Source organism: Thalassotalea sp. SU-HH00458 (assembly GCF_040362795.1).
Lineage (GTDB): Bacteria > Pseudomonadota > Gammaproteobacteria > Enterobacterales > Alteromonadaceae > Thalassotalea_H > Thalassotalea_H castellviae.
This window is the reverse complement of sequence record NZ_BAABWW010000004.1, coordinates 44001-60506: the sequence shown is the minus strand read 5'-3', so window position 1 is coordinate 60506 and position 16506 is coordinate 44001. Positions and strand designations below refer to the sequence as shown.

General features: G+C 36.8%; 18 protein-coding genes. 9 read left to right on the top strand and 9 right to left on the bottom strand.

Features of this window, described 5'->3' with window-relative positions; genetic code table 11:
• Window positions 1-6 precede the first annotated feature (6 nt).
• The 7 genes from panP to alr all read left to right on the top strand — a co-directional run bounded on the left by panP (window position 7) and on the right by alr (window position 6958).
• On the top strand, window positions 7-1644 hold the full coding sequence (gene panP / locus ABXH06_RS07285) for a pyridoxal-dependent aspartate 1-decarboxylase PanP (RefSeq protein WP_353517797.1): 1638 nt from the start codon (window positions 7-9) through the stop codon (window positions 1642-1644).
• A gap of 215 nt (window positions 1645-1859) precedes the next feature.
• Window positions 1860-2009: a hypothetical protein gene (locus ABXH06_RS07280; RefSeq protein WP_311583969.1), complete on the top strand. Its 150-nt coding sequence runs from the start codon at window positions 1860-1862 to the stop codon at window positions 2007-2009.
• Window positions 2010-2206: 197 nt separating this feature from the next.
• Window positions 2207-2782 (top strand): RNA polymerase sigma factor, encoded by a 576-nt coding sequence (locus ABXH06_RS07275; RefSeq protein ID WP_353517796.1) that lies wholly within the window; start codon window positions 2207-2209, stop codon window positions 2780-2782.
• Complete coding sequence (locus ABXH06_RS07270) at window positions 2779-3288, top strand: hypothetical protein (protein ID WP_353517795.1); 510 nt, start codon at window positions 2779-2781, stop codon at window positions 3286-3288. Before ABXH06_RS07275 ends, ABXH06_RS07270 begins: the two co-directional genes overlap by 4 nt.
• 11 nt (window positions 3289-3299) lie before the next feature.
• Complete coding sequence (locus ABXH06_RS07265) at window positions 3300-4247, top strand: DUF4097 family beta strand repeat-containing protein (protein ID WP_311583963.1); 948 nt, start codon at window positions 3300-3302, stop codon at window positions 4245-4247.
• 188 nt (window positions 4248-4435) lie between these two features.
• Window positions 4436-5857 carry a replicative DNA helicase gene (dnaB, locus tag ABXH06_RS07260; RefSeq protein WP_311583961.1) on the top strand — a complete coding sequence of 474 codons (1422 nt, stop codon included), beginning with the start codon at window positions 4436-4438 and terminating at the stop codon, window positions 5855-5857.
• Window positions 5858-5863: 6 nt separating this feature from the next.
• Window positions 5864-6958: an alanine racemase gene (gene alr / locus ABXH06_RS07255; protein ID WP_353517794.1), complete on the top strand. Its 1095-nt coding sequence runs from the start codon at window positions 5864-5866 to the stop codon at window positions 6956-6958.
• A gap of 8 nt (window positions 6959-6966) precedes the next feature.
• On the opposite strand, the gene ABXH06_RS07250 is transcribed toward alr, so the two are convergent.
• From ABXH06_RS07250 to ABXH06_RS07225, 6 genes are all read right to left on the bottom strand, one after another.
• Complete coding sequence (locus tag ABXH06_RS07250) at window positions 6967-7386, bottom strand: secondary thiamine-phosphate synthase enzyme YjbQ (RefSeq protein ID WP_311583957.1); 420 nt, start codon at window positions 7384-7386, stop codon at window positions 6967-6969.
• 86 nt (window positions 7387-7472) lie between these two features.
• Window positions 7473-7937, bottom strand: a complete 465-nt coding sequence (locus ABXH06_RS07245; protein WP_311583955.1) for a chemotaxis protein CheX — start codon at window positions 7935-7937, stop codon at window positions 7473-7475.
• 80 nt (window positions 7938-8017) lie between these two features.
• A complete protein-coding gene (locus tag ABXH06_RS07240) occupies window positions 8018-8515 on the bottom strand; it encodes a DUF6702 family protein (RefSeq protein ID WP_353517793.1) in 498 nt (165 codons plus the stop codon).
• 2 nt (window positions 8516-8517) lie between these two features.
• Window positions 8518-10866 (bottom strand): M1 family metallopeptidase, encoded by a 2349-nt coding sequence (locus tag ABXH06_RS07235; RefSeq protein ID WP_353517792.1) that lies wholly within the window; start codon window positions 10864-10866, stop codon window positions 8518-8520.
• Window positions 10867-10994: 128 nt separating this feature from the next.
• Window positions 10995-11429, bottom strand: coding sequence for a zinc uptake transcriptional repressor Zur (gene zur, locus ABXH06_RS07230; RefSeq protein WP_311583948.1), 435 nt, complete (start codon window positions 11427-11429; stop codon window positions 10995-10997).
• A 78-nt stretch (window positions 11430-11507) separates the two neighbouring features.
• On the bottom strand, window positions 11508-12998 hold the full coding sequence (locus ABXH06_RS07225) for a hypothetical protein (RefSeq protein ID WP_353517791.1): 1491 nt from the start codon (window positions 12996-12998) through the stop codon (window positions 11508-11510).
• A gap of 220 nt (window positions 12999-13218) precedes the next feature.
• On the opposite strand from ABXH06_RS07225, the gene ABXH06_RS07220 reads away from it, so the two are divergent.
• Window positions 13219-14100 carry an alpha/beta fold hydrolase gene (locus ABXH06_RS07220; RefSeq protein WP_353517790.1) on the top strand — a complete coding sequence of 294 codons (882 nt, stop codon included), beginning with the start codon at window positions 13219-13221 and terminating at the stop codon, window positions 14098-14100.
• A 37-nt stretch (window positions 14101-14137) separates the two neighbouring features.
• Here the strand turns inward: ABXH06_RS07220 and ABXH06_RS07215 are convergent, their stop codons facing one another.
• The 3 genes from ABXH06_RS07215 to ABXH06_RS07205 are packed head-to-tail and all read right to left on the bottom strand — an operon-like array spanning window position 14138 to window position 15816.
• The gene (locus tag ABXH06_RS07215) at window positions 14138-14692 is read right to left on the bottom strand and encodes a GNAT family N-acetyltransferase (RefSeq protein WP_353517789.1); all 555 of its coding nucleotides are present in this window, start codon (window positions 14690-14692) and stop codon (window positions 14138-14140) included.
• 59 nt (window positions 14693-14751) lie between these two features.
• Window positions 14752-15156: a hypothetical protein gene (locus tag ABXH06_RS07210; RefSeq protein WP_311583940.1), complete on the bottom strand. Its 405-nt coding sequence runs from the start codon at window positions 15154-15156 to the stop codon at window positions 14752-14754.
• A gap of 15 nt (window positions 15157-15171) precedes the next feature.
• Window positions 15172-15816, bottom strand: a complete 645-nt coding sequence (locus ABXH06_RS07205) for a class I SAM-dependent methyltransferase (protein ID WP_353517788.1) — start codon at window positions 15814-15816, stop codon at window positions 15172-15174.
• A gap of 180 nt (window positions 15817-15996) precedes the next feature.
• Here ABXH06_RS07205 and ABXH06_RS07200 point away from each other — a divergent pair, with 180 nt between their 5' ends.
• A complete protein-coding gene (locus ABXH06_RS07200; protein WP_311583936.1) occupies window positions 15997-16467 on the top strand; it encodes a MarR family winged helix-turn-helix transcriptional regulator in 471 nt (156 codons plus the stop codon).
• Window positions 16468-16506 lie beyond the last annotated feature (39 nt).

Below are 16506 nucleotides of genomic sequence, written 5' to 3'. Positions count from 1 at the left end.
ATAAGTATGACGGGTAGCAAAAGAAAAGCTCAGGCGACTCAAGAGTCTTTGCATCGAATTTTTACCATTCCGGAAGCGCCAAATTCTACATTAGGGCGTATAGAGAAAGAGATCTCAGAAAACTTAGCCGGTTTTCTTGGTAATCATATTGCGGCAAAAGAACAATTGTTATCTGAAATAGAGAAGGATTTCGATTGTTCAAAAATACCGGAACAACCAACGTTTGTTTCCGATCACATGCATCACTTATTAGATAAGTTAGTGTCGCAATCTGTTCATACTTCAAGCCCTAGTTTTATAGGTCATATGACCTCTGCCTTACCTTATTTTATACTTCCACTATCAAAATTAATGGTCGGCTTAAATCAAAACCTCGTTAAAATTGAAACCTCAAAAGCATTTACGCCTTTAGAGCGTCAAGTGTTAGGAATGCTGCATCGCTTAGTGTATCAAAACGATGATAACTTTTATGATACATGGATGCATAGCGCCAATCATTCGTTAGGGGCTTTTTGTTCTGGTGGTACAGTCGCTAACATAACAGCGCTTTGGGTTGCTCGGAATAACTTACTCGGACCTGATGGAACATTTAAAGGTGTTGCTCGAGAAGGAATCTTTCAGGCACTCAAACATTATCAATATGAAGGCCTCGCTATTTTAGTGTCGAGCCGTGGCCATTACTCATTAAAAAAATCCGCAGATATCTTAGGGTTAGGGCAAGATAGTGTCATAGCTATTCCTACCGATGAGCATAATAAAATTGATTGCCAAAAACTTAAAGAAAAATGCCAAGCACTTGCCGCTAAAAACATACGTGTACTTAGTATTGTTGGTGTTGCAGGGACTACAGAGACGGGAAATATTGACCCATTAACTGAAATGGCGAAGATTGCTCAACAGTATGATTGTCACTTCCATGTTGATGCAGCATGGGGCGGAGCAACGTTACTCTCAGAGAAATATCGTCCGTTGTTACAAGGCATTGAACTGGCTGACTCTGTTACCATTGATGCGCATAAACAAATGTATGTTCCTATGGGAGCTGGGTTGGTTGTCTTTAAAAATCCGGCATCGGTGGCATCCATTGAACATCATGCAGAATATATTTTACGGAAAGGCTCAAAAGATTTAGGCTCTCATACGCTAGAAGGCTCACGGCCAGGAATGGCAATGTTAGTTTATGCTAGCTTACATGTGATCAGTCGTCCCGGTTATGAATTATTAATCAATCAAAGTATTGATAAAGCGAATTATTTTGCTGATATTATTGAGCAACACCCAGATTTTGAATTGATCACAAAACCAGAATTATGTTTATTAACCTACCGATATAATCCTAAAGTGGTACAAACGTTTTTAACGCAAGCGGATGATGATGCCCAAGATCTGGCAAATAGCATATTGGATAAGCTCACCAAATTTATTCAAAAACGACAACGAGAAAACGGTAAATCTTTTGTTTCTCGTACTCGTATCGAAGTTCAAAAGTATCGCGGCCGCAAAACGCTAGTTTTTCGTGTGGTTCTTGCTAATCCATTGACATCTAGAGAAATTTTAGAGGATGTATTGATTGAGCAAAACGAACTTGCAAAAGAAAGCCACACTTTCTTACCAAAACTGATCAGTCTATCTACTTCACGATAACGATATTTTAATCGTTTATTCTGAAAACTTTTATAAGGATTTATATATCGGTGTGATATCGATTAATCTTCTGATTTTTAAGATATTTTAACCTTCCGATTAGCGCTTGAAATGAAACTTTTCATTTCTTTTCGTAACATAAATCTTTCGATGTGCTTTCATTATGAAAGTGGTTGTGTAATAATTCAGTTGTGGTTACATTTTTCGGGAGTCGTATGATGCATATTGGAGAGAGTACAATGCCAGAAATCATTGAAGAAAATAAAACTGAAGAGTTATCAATTGAGCAGCAACTATTAGCCGCGCAAAAAGAAATTGATGATCTAAAAATTCAAATTATGTGGTTAGAACGCCCTTACGAATAAGTTCTCAACCCAACGTACGAAAACCGAAAGCTGTATGGCTTTCGGTTTTTTTATGCGTGCATAACCTTGAATGTACGAAAAAGCAGGGTATTATTCTTGATATTCTTACTTAATAAAAAATATTTACATCTATTTAAACCCTATACCTGCATACTGCATCTAAGTTAATAGGTATCAATATTTTTGAGAAACATTGTTTGGATAAGTCTAAAGTCATCGATGCAAAAGAGTTGTTCGTTGCTGATCATGAGAATGAATTAATCACTCGTGCTCAACAAGGTGATCAACAAGCTTTTCATCAATTATATGAAACCTATCACCGTCGAATTTTTGCGTTGTGTTGGCGTATGCTTGCCGATAAAGATAGTGCTGAAGATGTTTGCCAAGAGGTGTTTGTACAACTTTGGCAAAAAATTAGTAATTTTCGTGGCGATAGTAAGTTTTCAACGTGGTTACATAGCGTTGCAACTAATATTGTTTTGGGTCACTTACGAAAACAAAAAAACTGGTTACAACGTATTTTTAGCATTGAAGAGCAAACCGTCACAGAAGCCAGTGTTGAGTTAATCGACGCTACTGTTTCGTCAGCTTTAGATGTAAAAATTCAACAATTGCCTGAACGAGCACGGTTAGTTTTTGTGTTATTTGCCGTTGAAGGTTACCGACATGAAGAAATTGCCAAAATGTTAAATATGGCAGTGGGTTCGAGTAAGTCACAATATCATCGAGCAAGAAATTTATTAAGAGAATCATTAAGTGAGCAGTTAGTATGAAAAAGCCTATTTCAGAAGCAACACTTGACGAGCAAGTGGAACAATTACCCAAAGAAATGTCACCTAAACGTGATCTGTGGCAGGGCATTGAAAAAGCTATAGCGGTGTCGCCTCGATTACCAAATGAAACATACCCGCAAAAAACTAAAAGGGTGCATTTAGCGTGGGCAGCTTCTGTAGTTGCTGCTGTACTGTTAACTTGGTTTTCGTTTAGTCCACAAATGACAACATCACACGAGAACCTTGATTTAGCCAGTGTGATGCAAAAAAACTTCGAGCAGCAAAAAACTTTGATGTTAACAAGTTTTGGTCAACCAGAATTAACACAATTATCTCCAGAAATGCAGCAGCAGCTTTTAGAGTTATCATCTGCAAGAGCAGCAATTTCTAAAGCATTAGAAAATGATCCCAACAATAGCGAATTATTAAATTTACTACGTTGGACTCAAAAACAAGAGTTAGAGCTGCTTAATCAGCTTTACAGTCCTCAATGGCAAACTATTTAGTAGGAAGAATTATGCGAATTATTATTAACTTGTGTGTTATCGCGTTAACCGCATTATCGTTACCAAGCGTTGCTGGGGAAAGCATTGATAAAAGCTTGTCGGTCGATGGGGCAACGAATATCAGTGTTGAAAATCTAAGAGGCAAAGTAAAAATTCTTGCATGGGATAAAAGTACCGTTGCGGTCACGGGTGAAATTGATGATAAAGCGGAACGATTCATTTTTGAAAAAGACGGTGCTTTTATCAAAGTGAAAACCGTGATGCCTCATCATATGAAAAGCAGTTGGCATGAACAAGGTTCAAACTTAACCATTCACGTCCCGAAACACTTACGTTTGGATTTTCAAGGTGTCTCAACTGATGTCATTGTGGAAGGGTTAACAAAAAGTACCGAGGTAAAATCTGTTAGCGGGAATATTCAAGTGAATTCCTTGTCAGAGCTTATCGAAATAACCTCAGTGAGCGGAGATATAACGAGCGAAAACTTATCTGGAAAAATTGATCTTTCATCAGTTAGTGGTGATATTTACGACAAAGCTTCTAAAGGGCGCATCAGTTTGAAAGCCGTAAGCGGTCATTTAAAAACACGCACCCAAGCGAATGAAGTTTTTGTGAATACCGTTTCTGGTGAAATTGACATAATGATGGGTGACGTTGATGAGTTAGTTATTTCAACAGTAAGTGGTGATGTAGATGGCGAATTATCATTAAATACCAACGGCTTAATAAAAATGTCGAGCGTTAGTGGAGATATTAATTTAGGTTTTACTAATGATGTACAGGCAAGTTTTAGAATGAAATCGAACGCTGGCGGCGATCTTGTTAATAAAATTACCCAAGATAAAGCAAAACACGCTAAGTATGGACCTAGTTCTAAACTTTATTTTGCGACCGGAAATGGCAAAGCATCCGTAAAGGCCAGTACTGTAAGCGGGCGCCTTAAAGTTTATAAAAAATAGTCTGTAAATAGAATGTATTTTAACACTCAGACTAGCCATTTAGTGACTAGTCTGAATGTTGCACCTTTTAGCAATATTCATCAAACCAGCTTTACTTAACCTTCATTACTAATACATAATAAGGACTTTCATAATCCTTAGAATATTGCGGTGTATCCGTTAGTTTGATTTGGTAAACAGGTATTAAAATGGCCGACCGTAAGCCCTTCAATTTTTCAAAAGATAAAAAAAGCTTTACTCATGATGCACAAGTCGAAGAGTTAAAAGTGCCTCCTCATTCTCTTGAAGCAGAACAATCTGTTTTAGGGGGATTATTACTTGATAATGAAGCGTGGGATCGCGTTGGCGAAAAGGTGGTTGCTCAAGATTTTTATAGCCGATCTCATCGGATTGTCTATGAAACGATTGGCGCGTTAATTGAATTGGGTGAGCCAGTTGATTTAATCACTTTGTCTGAAGCCTTAGAAAATGATCAAAAATTAGAAGATGCAGGTGGTTTTGTTTATCTTGCTGAAATGATGAAAAACACGCCGAGTGCTGCCAATATTACGGCCTATGCTGATATTGTTCGAGAACGTGCAGTAACGCGTGAAATGATCAGTGTTGCGAATGAAATTGCTGAAGCGGGTTTTGATACACAAGGACGTAGTAGTGCTGAGTTACTCGATTTAGCTGAGACAAAAGTGTTTGCTATTGCTGAGCAAAGAGCCAATAAATCTGAAGGACCTGAAAACCTTAATTCTGTGCTTGAAAAAACGGTAGATCGCATAGAAAAACTTTGTGCGACTCCTTCAAGCGGTGTGACTGGCGTTTCGAGTGGTTTTGCTGATCTTGATAAAATGACAGCAGGGTTTCAAAAGTCTGATTTAATTATCGTTGCCGCTCGTCCTTCTATGGGTAAAACCACGTTTGCGATGAACTTAGCCGAATATGCAGCAATGACAGAAGAATATCCTGCGGTTATTTTTAGTTTAGAGATGCCGTCGGAGCAAATTATGATGAGAATGCTTGCCTCATTAGGACGGATAGATCAAACAAAAATTCGTACCGGCCAATTAGGTGATGAAGATTGGGCAAGGCTTTCATCAACAATGGGTCTTTTGATTGATAAAGGCAAAATGTACATTGATGATGCCGCGGGTTTAACTCCTACCGAAGTCCGTTCTCGATGCCGAAGAATTCACCGAGATCATGGTGGCATTAGTATGATCATGATCGATTATTTACAATTAATGAGAGCTCCCCAGTTTTCAGATAATCGAACTTTAGAGATTGCGGAAATTTCTCGTTCACTTAAAGCGCTTGCCAAAGAATTACAAGTACCTGTTATTGCACTTTCACAGCTAAACCGTGGTCTAGAGCAACGTTCTGACAAACGTCCAATTAACTCAGATTTACGTGAGTCAGGTTCAATAGAGCAAGATGCCGATTTAATCATGTTTATATATCGTGATGAGGTCTATCACGACGATTCTGAGTTTAAAGGTATGGCAGAAATCATCATAGGTAAACAACGTAATGGTCCAATAGGAAGAGTACCGTTGACATTCCAAGGCCAATTTTCTCGTTTTGATAATTATGCTGGAACCCACGTACTAGACGAAGATTAAACGCGAATGACACTACGAACGGCAACGGCAATTATTGATTTACCGGCATTAATCAGTAATTTTTGTTACATCAAAAAACAATCTCCACAAGGTAAAGTTTTAGCTGTTTTAAAAGCGAACGCCTATGGTCATGGTTTGGCTCGTATTGCCAATGCATTGTCAGAGTCAACTAATCAAGCCGACGCATTCGGTGTTGCTCGCTTAGATGAAGCGCTAGCATTAAGAGAAGCAGGCATCACAAAACCAATTGTATTACTTGAAGGTTTTTTTGTTCACAAGGATCTTGATGTTATTGCTGAATACGAACTGCAAACCATTATTCATAACCAAGAACAACTTTCATTATTATGCTCTGCAACGTTAGCGAAACCGATTAAAGTTTGGTTGAAAATAGATACTGGAATGCATCGTTTAGGTATCGCTCCTGAAGAGTTCAGAACTTTTTATGGGCAGTTAAATCAGAGTAAGAACGTGGATCCAGATATAATTTTGATGAGCCACCTTAGTTGTGCAGACAATGCTGAGAGTCAAGCAACACCCAATCAAATCGCCTTATTTAATCAAGTGACTGAGGGGTTGAATAAGAGTAAAAGTTTGGCTAATTCTGCTGGTATTTGTTTATGGCCAGAAAGTCATTTTCAATGGATCCGACCAGGATTAATGCTTTATGGTGTATCGCCGATTTCAGAACAATTATCAGCGAATCAACCTAATTTAAAACCGGTGATGACACTACAATCTAGTCTTATCGCGATAAGAAACATCGCGAAAGGAGAGGCGGTAGGTTATGGGGGAACCTGGCAAGCCCCCCGTGATACTACGATTGGCGTGATTGCTATTGGTTATGGCGATGGTTATCCGAGACATGCTCAAAATGGTACACCCGTTTTAGTTAATGACCGTATTGTCCCTTTAATTGGCCGAGTATCCATGGATATGATCACCGTGGATTTAGGTAAAAATGCGCAAGATTGTATCGGTGATATTGCAACACTGTGGGGTAAAGGCCTACCCGTAGAAAACGTTGCTAAGTGTGCAACGACCATTCCTTATGAATTGTTATGTAATATTAGTCGTCGTGTTCAAGTTACAGTGAAGTAATATTTTGATCACTCTCCATTGATGGTGGCTACTATGGTTCGCCTGCTTGGATGATTTCTATGCTCCCCTAAGTAAATACCTTGCCATATACCTAAATTTAATTTTCCTTGGCTGATAGGAATCGATAACTGGCAGCCTAAGGTACTTGATTTGATATGTGCAGGCATATCATCAGGTCCTTCATAGGTATGCTGGTAATACGATGCATTTTCAGGAACAAAGTGATTAAAATGAGTTTCCATATCACTACGTACGGTAGGGTCGGCATTTTCGTTAATGGTCAGTGATGCGGATGAATGTTTAATAAATAAGTGTAATAACCCAATATTTATAGTTTTTATTTCCGGTATATTAGAAGAAATTTTATCTGTAATTAAATGAAATCCTCGGCAGGGAGCTGTTAAGTTAATTTCTTTTTGTAACCACATTTTAAACCTTTTTCTATTTTATAACTGTATACATATAGACAATAAAAAAGCCTCACTAAGAGGCTTTTTTTGAATATCAGATACCGCTATTTATCAAAACTAAATTCAATATAAGCTTTTCCATGAGGAGAATTTAATGGAATGATTACGATAGGTCCATCAGCTTTATGCTTAATCGTGTGGTTTGATCCTGACACGACCATAGGAGTCGCCATATCAAATTCAATGCCTTTTTCACTCAGCATTCTTTTCGCGCCACCGGTAACCATATTGGTTATTTCGCCAACTAAATCAGTAATTTCATCGTTTACTTCATCAGGGCCTTCGCCGACCATTCCTTTCATGGTTGCAATTGCTAAAGGGCCATCGAAAGTAATGGATAACGAACCTTTCGTTTGTTCGCTAACCATGCCTATAAGGCCTGAAACATCACCCATAGCCACTTCATCTTTCTTCAATTTTGGCTTTTCAGGTGTTAATTCCATTTGTGCCATAGTTGACATGACATTAAGCATTGAAGATAAAAACGGGTTAATAAACTCTACATTCATGAAGATTCTCAAAGCCTTTTCTTATACTAGTATCCTGATTTTGCACGCTAAATCACAAAATGTAAATCAATGAATACTAATTAATGTTTTTCGATAATAGCAACGTTATTCGATTCTGTAAAAGTGAAACTACCTTTTAATCCAGAGTCTTGATAATTCACAATATTTACTTGTTTGGTGTAAGTATCGACGAGTAAATCATTTTTTACCACTAATCCGGCCAATTTATTTTTAAACTGTGCTTCTTGGTAAATAATAACCTTACCTTTCATCAGTTCTAATCCTACCCAATTCAATTCAATTTTCTTTTGATGGAAATCAAGCTGAAAGTGATTATCGAAATACTCTTTAATGTATAAATCGTACTTTGGATGCTCAGGAGAAAAGTGCTCTTGTTTTTGTTCCGCAATCGCATTCTCAAGATCGTGAGCGGTAAATTGGTGAATAATTTCTATTGTTTGATTTTTTGGATTAACAGAAATTTCTGTTAATCCAAAAAAATATTTATGGGCAGAGGTCATCGCCCCATACCCAATCAGCAATAAAAAAAAGAATGTTTTTAATGTGTTAATGTACATTATTATTTATCTTCTTTTTTAACGTCATCTTCGTTTTCGTCAGCTTTTAACTCAACGTTAAAATCGCGCATCATATCTTTTTGTTTACGCTTGTAGAGTTCAAAACGAGACTTGATAGGACGAGCAGGCCAGTAATTGTTATTGACATTTACATCCGCTGTTTCCCAATTAGGATCAAGTGCTATTGAGGTAATTTCTTTATCGCGGATAAACAGTTTAGATACTTTATCCGTGTTTTTACGCCAAATTTCAGCAGGAATTCGGACATGTTCAACTTCACCATCATCATAAGTAATATCTAAAATAATCGGCATCACTAACCCACCTTTATTTTTGAAGTCAACAATGTAGAAGTTACGTTCGTCAACTAGAAGCTCTTTTTCCCAATCTTTAAGTTTTTTCTGGCTACTATTGTAGCTGTTTCGCTTAGCATTAGTTGCAGTAAACTGGTCATGTTCGTTGTAAAAGTCTAACAACTCAGGTCTGTTTGTTACACGCAGTTTGTGACCTTTATTGCGTAAATCAGAAATAAAAGTTGGTTTTTCATTTTCTAAAGCACGTTCCCAAGCTTCTTCAACATCAGGGTTTTGACTGTTTGGACGATATAAGTGAATATCGCCAAGTGCTATATCAACATGATCCGTTGTGTAAAACCAACCTCGCCAGAACCAGTCTAGATCTATCGCTGATGCATCTTCCATTGTACGGAAGAAGTCTGCAGGAGTAGGGCGTTTAAATTTCCAACGCTGTGCATATTCTTTGAATGCAAAGTCGAAAAGCTCACGGCCCATAATAGTTTCACGTAAAATATTAAGTGCAGTTGCTGGCTTACCGTATGCATTATTACCAAACTGTAAAATTGACTCAGAGTTCGTCATGATCGGTACTTGGTTGTCACTTTTCATGTAGCTTGTAATATTTGCAGCATGACCGCGACGAGATGGATAGTTTTCTTCCCAAGCTTGTTCTGCCAAAAACTGTAGGAATGTATTTAGACCTTCATCCATCCATGTCCATTGGCGTTCATCTGAGTTAACGATCATAGGAAAATAGTTATGACCTACCTCATGAATGATAACGCCAATCAATCCGTATTTTGTACGTCGTGAATAGGTTTTTTCACCTGTTTTTTCATCTAATGTTGGACGATAGCCATTAAAGGTGATCATCGGGTATTCCATACCGCCAATTGGACCATGTACAGAAATTGATACTGGGTATGGATAATCAAAAGTGTATTTGCTGTATTGTTCCATCGTGTGAATAACTGATTCTGTAGAGTAACGTCCCCATAATGGATTACCTTCATTCGGGTAAAATGACATTGCCATAGTATCAGTGCCTCCGGCTTTATAACCTTGAGCATCCCAAATAAATTTTCGGCTTGAAGCAAAAGCAAAGTCACGTACATTTTTCGCTTTAAAATGCCATGTTTTAGTTTTATTCGAGCGAGATTTCTCGTTTTCCAACGCCTCATCTGGAGTTACAACCAATACAGGCTTATTCGCTGTTTTAGCTTTCTTTAAACGGTTACGTTGTGTTTTGGTTAAGACCTTATTGGCATTTTGTAAAACACCTGTTGCAGCAACTATGTGATCGGCAGGAACCGTAATTTCAACATCGTAATCACCAAACTCAAGGGCAAATTCACCATTGCCTAAAAATTGTTTATTTTGCCAGCCCATTGCATCGTAATATGCTGCAGCACGAGGAAACCATTGAGCAACTTCATAAAGGTAGTTATCGTCTTTTTCAAAGTATTCATAACCTGAACGGCCACCTAGTACTTTTTGTTCGTGTAATTGATAATCCCAATTGATGTTAACTTCTACCGAATCTCCTTGTTTAAGAGGTTTTGATAAGTCGACACGCATCATTGTATTGTTGATTGTGTGCTTCATCGGCTTACCATTTGAAGCAGTCACTTGAGTAATATTATAGCCTCCGTCAAAAGCGTCTGACTTGACTACGTTTCGCATGCCTTTATAAGTAATTTTTTTATTAGGTGCTGTGCGTGATAAGTTGGTATTTGAGTTTCTTTTAAGACGATTTTGATCTAACTGTATCCAAATATATCGTAATGTATCAGGTGAGTTATTGGTGTACTCAATGCTTTCAGACCCTGTCAATCTTTGCGTTTTATCATCGATGGCAATATCAATTTTATAATTAACTTGCTGTTGCCAATATTGATGGCCAGGCGCACCAGAAGCGGTACGGTAAGTATTTGGTGTTGGTAAGTTTTCTTCTAATTGACGAAATTTATCATCGCTAATAGTGCTTTTAGCAAATACGTTACCGGCACAGGTAACAGCAAAGCATAATAAAGCTGATTTTATTGAGATTTTCATATCTTTCCAATTTTATGGCGGTTTATATTGTATAATATTTCTTTATACCACGATTACTTAATCGAGTTTAGAGCAAATGAATGATCACTGCGACGAGTGGTAGAATAAATAAGATTAATTGTTTTGAATTATTGACAGGACTGACAAGCACCGTGAGCTTCTATGATTTGATGGCTGATAGTAAACCCTTTTTTCGTCGCCATTTCTTTTAAAGCGTTATCAAAATCATTTGATTGAATTTCTTCAACATGACCACAGTCATCACAAATCAACAATTGTACAGGATGGTTACAATCACCAAAATGATGACACATAACAAAAGCATTAATTGATTCAATTTTATGGACAAAACCTTGCTGACTTAAAAAATCTAATGCTCTGTAAATGGTGGCAGGTTTAGCTGCAGGATCGGTAATTTTTAACTCATCGAGTAAATCGTATGCACCGATGGCATTGGTATGATTAGACAGTAATTTAAATACTTGTTCTCTCGTCGTGGTAAATCTCACGCCGCGTTTAAGACAGTAGTTTTTCGCTTTTTCTAGTAGGTTATCTGCGTTCATTTTACTAATTCTTATCGGTTTTCTGTAGTCTATCATAGTCAATATTATCAATATAGTTTCACGCTACAAAAGCAAAAATCACTCTAAGACTATGGTTTTAGGTTTAAATACTTGATGAAAATATCGCGTAAATTCCATTTGTTTATCGTCACTTACTTCGTTTGTTAAAACATTATAGAGTGCGCCGCTGTTAACGAGTGTTTGAACATTTTGATTAAAGTGGTTAAGAAATGTCTGATTAGTGTCGGTTTTAGGGCACATCATATGGCCAACAGAATAAAGTCTTCCACCTTCAAGTGGATAAGAATACAATTTTGTCTGACTTATATTCGGCCAAAGTAAATCAATATATTGAGGATACTCTATTAAGTAGTCGAAACGATCATGGTTGAATATCGCAAGCGTTCTATTTAATTTTGTTGGAGTGCTTATAATTTGCTTTTCAGAAAGCTGGGATAACTGTTGATCGATTTTTTCACCTAAGCTTCTACCTGAAACAAGTCCAATTTTTTTATCTTGATGTGTGTTTAACAGCGCTAAAAGGTTAACTTGATTATATTCATTAGTAGGCAAAGGGGTTTTCGAATAAATCTGTAAACCTAAATATAATGCAAATGGTTGACTAAACAGATAATGTTTTGCCCGCTCTGAGGTTTTTAACATATCAGAATAGCAAAGGTTGTCTTGGCCAATATTTTCAGTAATGTCGGCATAATCGTCTACTAACTTAAATTCAAAATCGTAACCGTCGAGTTGATCAAATAATAAATTGAGATTGTTGTTTAACGTTTGATTGACTGGGAGCACTTGTTGTTTATTCCCTCTGAGTAAACTGATCTCATCTGTTAAAATCACCATTTTTTCTTTATTTTCTTCAAAGGTATCAAGCGCAGATTTTTCGTATAACTCGGCATATAGTGTTTTTAATTTGCCCGATTTGCGTAACAAAGACATATTTTTGTCAAAAATATTTGCTAACTTTTGCCCGCGTTGGTTTTTTTGAAAAGCTATATATAAGCGTCTCGGGGGGAGTAATTCAAAATATTCAAATTTATCGCTAAGTGCTGTTGGTACATTTTCAAGGTAGTCGATAAAAGTGTCTATCCGGTTATTTGCTAATAAAATAAACCCTTCATCTGCAGAATTAACTTTATATGTATCAGAACGATCGTTTATAAATCGCTCAAAATGATAGCCTCTCACCCATGAATTTGAAAAATCAGATAAATTATGAATGTTAGGTTTATTAGGGCTATCTTTGCGGTAAAAAACTAGAATAGGATCGTCAGTATTGATATACCAGTTAGGAATGATGGCATGTTTAACATCCTCTCTGAAAACGCCTAGTAATAAGTCGATTTTTTTATCCTCAAATGACTTTAAACTACGATGGAAGCTTTCAATGTTAACTTCAATATTTTCAGCGCCATAAATTTCGTTTAATAATTTAAAATATATACCGCTACCGTCAGTTTCAGTTACATCAGCCCATGCATCAGCGCCTACTTTAATGTTATCAGCGTAAGCAAAACAGCAAAATAAAGTGAAAAAAACGGCAATTAACTTCAAAATAGTCCTTGTCCTTTGAAAACTTCTTTAGTTAGTAAAATAGCTTAAAAAATATCCTTTTATCAATAATTATATGATTGAAGTTCGAATTATTGCGTTGTAAATAGTAAACGATAACAGCATTACTATTCTAAATTATTATTGTTATACACGTAGTTGTTAGACTTAATGGCTTAAGGCCGTTATTCTCATTGATACACCACCTGATATATTTATTCATATGAAACTTTTATGTTCTTTCATTCTACTGTTCTTTTTGTCTAGTTGTGGCAGCAGTACTTCCACCTCTGAAACCGAGTCAGAACAACCGGAAGCTGGTTATTCGCACGCTAGTTTTTATGTAAAGGTAGCACAGCCAGTGTCATTTTCAGATATTACCTCGCTTGCATATCAACCTTCGACAGAAACCTTATTCTATGGAGAGAAAGCACAACAATATGTTGAATATTGGCCCGCTGAAGCAAGTGAGAAGGAAGAAGAGTTACCTGCCTTAATTTTCATTCACGGTGGCTGTTGGTCTAATGCGTATCGCATTGAACAAAGCTACCCTATTGCAACAGCAATGGCGTTAAATGGTTTTCATCTCTGGTCTGTTGAATACCGGGCAACAGGGGATCAGGGCGGCGGTTGGCCTGGCACGTATCAAGATATTGAGTTGGCTCTACATTTTATTTTTTCTACGAGTGAAAACTATCATAGCAACAGAAAATTTGTGGTACTTGGTCATTCAGCAGGCGGACACCTAGCACTACTGGCAAGCTCGAACCTTGAAAGTGAATTTAATACAGTTGGATTAGCCGCGATCACCGATTTGGTATCTTACGCTAATGAAGAGGGGAGCTGTAACTCTGCAGCCACTAGTTTTATGAATGGTTTGCCAGCGGATATTCCCCAACAATATGCACTAGCAAATCCACAATTGAGTCGATTAGCAGATGAAGTTTTTTTGTTTATCGGTGACACCGATCCCATCGTTGATACGACTCAAGCCGTTAATTCTGGTTTACCGTTTGAAATTTCAGCAGGCACAGGACATTTTGACTGGATTCATCCAGGCACGCAAAGCTTTGAAAGCTTATTACATTATTTACTTAATCCTTAAAAAGTTATGACGGGTCTTCAAACAAGGTTGTAGTATTTCATTTTTTAATGACATGCTCTAAAAATATTACGTTTTTATCAGAGCTTTCTAGCTTTGAACGACTAAATCCATTTTTCTTCATTACTTTAATTGACCCAATATTACTAACTTCAACACCTCCAATTAGCGAATGGATGTCCGTATCTGAATACGCCCATTTAACTAATCCGTTAATCAATTCACTTCCATATCCTTTAGCCCAATATGGTTCGCCTAATAGGTAGCCAATATGTAAGTCTACTTGCATTTGTTTTACTTCATCTTCATAAAGAAAAACAAAGCCGATAATCTCATTGTTTGATTTCAGTTTTATAGATAGAAAAGTGCTTTCTGCTAGACATTGTTGCCACCAATGACTTGCTTCTTCATAGTTTGTAATTTTCTGCCATTCACTGGGGAGAGATTTAGTCACCGAAGGTGTTAACAACGTTAATACTTTAAGTGTGAATAGTCGTTTACTGTCTTCATCAAATTTTTGGGATTTAACACTGTTAATTTGTAGTCGTTCAGTATTAAAAGTGCACCTTTGGTATAATGGTAGGTTATCATCCATTGTAAATCTCCTCTGTTAAGAATCTTCCAAATATTTTTTAGTTCAGGTGCACTTCCTACTTAAAGTGAATCGATTGAATCTTCTTTAAAAGATTGTTTAAACTCCATTGTCATTTGATATCCTTTAATTGCCGGTACTGCAATAGCATTTAAGCAAAGTTGGCCGAACATGATTAAAGTTGCTGTAACTAATGCATCTAATATCCACGCGATGGCCGTACCACCAATACCGATATAGCTAGGCATAGATTCTAATGCTGGGATTGTCTGTAATCCAGTTATCCCATGAAGGGCTAAAGCAATCCAAAAACCAAAGCAGTAGGGGCATTGCCATGCTTCGTATAAGTAAGCTAGTGGTCTAGGTAATCTTTCAATAATCCAGTTAAACCAGTTTCCCCAATCAGGTAACTTTTCCCAGAACAAGATATATATCGAAAGTCCCATAAGCGCGAGTGTAATGTTCATATTAATCTCCTTCAGTTAGTATTTTGCTTTATATCCTGTGATTATTGATGCAGTGGCATCTGGCTCACGGTGCTCCTCGTTAGAAATATTTGAGAAACCTTTACTCTTAAGTAAATTCACAATGCCATCTCTTGTTTTTAGTTCATGATTGCAAGAAATATGTTCACTACTGCCAGCTTGATCTTGGTTAAATTCAATAGATTCTTCCCAAAGGTCATCAACAGAAACGAATCGACCCGCGGGCTTTAGTATTCTTAGTACTTCATCGAGACCATCGTTAACATTTATCCAATGATGCAGAGTATTTACCGCAAGCACTAAGTCACAACTTTCACTTTCAACGGGGATTTTTTCGGCTCCAGCATGTAAAAATGTGACCTGTTTATTATGCTTGTCCTTTACCGTGAGATTAGAGGCGATCTCAAGCATTTTAGGAGTTGGATCGATCCCAATAACATGACCCGTTGTCAGATTACTGGCAATCGCTCTAACAGAAGCTCCGCTACCGCAGCCAATATCTAAAACAATTTCAGAAGGTAATAAATTACAGAATTCAGGAGTCTTTTGATGAAGTAAGAGTTCTCCCCATTGTTCAACATAATCTTCGGTAAGTTTGTCACACCATGCACTATCAAGAAGCTCATATTTATTATCACTCATATTTGTTATTACTCATTGTTAGGTTTCCTAACTATTATGAGTAATGTAGTTAGTTTGTCAAACTATATTTTTGTGTATGGCCTTATACACATGAATTTCATCTAATAATTAATAGATAGTACTTTTACATAAGAAATGTTATTTTGTTAGGTAAGCTAACTAAGTGGTATTTGTTTAACTATGGATTTGGAAAATTCACTAATAAAATTTCAAAGATTAATCTCTAGAAGATGGGATGTTCAAGCGTTTGAGAATAAAGAAAGTAGTTTAAGTTACAGTGAGTTTGAATACTTGTTATGTGTTCATATTGCTGAGAATGCAGAAATTGATCCCACAAGTGATAAACATGATGATAGTACACATTTATCAGCACTAGCTGCTGAAATGCAGGTACAAAAATCATCTGCAAGTTTAATGGTCAATAAACTCGAAAAGCGAAAGTTGATATATCGTGCAACATGTCAATATGATGCAAGAGCACAGCATATATTGTTAACTGAAAAAGGTCGAAAGTTGTTTTTGAGCATTCAAAGTTCTGTTTATAAGAGTTTAGAAAAATCTTTTAAAAGTCTACTGGAAGATGAAGAATATGATAATTTTGCTAAATCATTAGCTAAAATCTGTGCGACATATTCTAACGAAAATGATTAGAAATCAAACCTATCTCTAAGAGTAATTAATTTTGTTTTA

Excerpts from the sequence above, each read along its gene's own strand:
- panP (WP_353517797.1), top strand. The coding sequence starts at position 7 with ATGACGGGTAGCAAAAGAAAAGCTCAGGCGACTCAAGAGTCTTTGCAT.
- ABXH06_RS07280 (WP_311583969.1), top strand. The coding sequence starts at position 1,860 with ATGATGCATATTGGAGAGAGTACAATGCCAGAAATCATTGAAGAAAAT.
- ABXH06_RS07270 (WP_353517795.1), top strand. The coding sequence starts at position 2,779 with ATGAAAAAGCCTATTTCAGAAGCAACACTTGACGAGCAAGTGGAACAA.
- ABXH06_RS07265 (WP_311583963.1), top strand. The coding sequence starts at position 3,300 with ATGCGAATTATTATTAACTTGTGTGTTATCGCGTTAACCGCATTATCG.
- dnaB (WP_311583961.1), top strand. The coding sequence starts at position 4,436 with ATGGCCGACCGTAAGCCCTTCAATTTTTCAAAAGATAAAAAAAGCTTT.
- alr (WP_353517794.1), top strand. The coding sequence starts at position 5,864 with ATGACACTACGAACGGCAACGGCAATTATTGATTTACCGGCATTAATC.
- ABXH06_RS07250 (WP_311583957.1), bottom strand. The coding sequence starts at position 7,386 with ATGTGGTTACAAAAAGAAATTAACTTAACAGCTCCCTGCCGAGGATTT.
- ABXH06_RS07245 (WP_311583955.1), bottom strand. The coding sequence starts at position 7,937 with ATGAATGTAGAGTTTATTAACCCGTTTTTATCTTCAATGCTTAATGTC.
- ABXH06_RS07240 (WP_353517793.1), bottom strand. The coding sequence starts at position 8,515 with ATGTACATTAACACATTAAAAACATTCTTTTTTTTATTGCTGATTGGG.
- ABXH06_RS07235 (WP_353517792.1), bottom strand. The coding sequence starts at position 10,866 with ATGAAAATCTCAATAAAATCAGCTTTATTATGCTTTGCTGTTACCTGT.
- zur (WP_311583948.1), bottom strand. The coding sequence starts at position 11,429 with ATGAACGCAGATAACCTACTAGAAAAAGCGAAAAACTACTGTCTTAAA.
- ABXH06_RS07220 (WP_353517790.1), top strand. The coding sequence starts at position 13,219 with ATGAAACTTTTATGTTCTTTCATTCTACTGTTCTTTTTGTCTAGTTGT.
- ABXH06_RS07215 (WP_353517789.1), bottom strand. The coding sequence starts at position 14,692 with ATGGATGATAACCTACCATTATACCAAAGGTGCACTTTTAATACTGAA.
- ABXH06_RS07210 (WP_311583940.1), bottom strand. The coding sequence starts at position 15,156 with ATGAACATTACACTCGCGCTTATGGGACTTTCGATATATATCTTGTTC.
- ABXH06_RS07205 (WP_353517788.1), bottom strand. The coding sequence starts at position 15,816 with ATGAGTGATAATAAATATGAGCTTCTTGATAGTGCATGGTGTGACAAA.
- ABXH06_RS07200 (WP_311583936.1), top strand. The coding sequence starts at position 15,997 with ATGGATTTGGAAAATTCACTAATAAAATTTCAAAGATTAATCTCTAGA.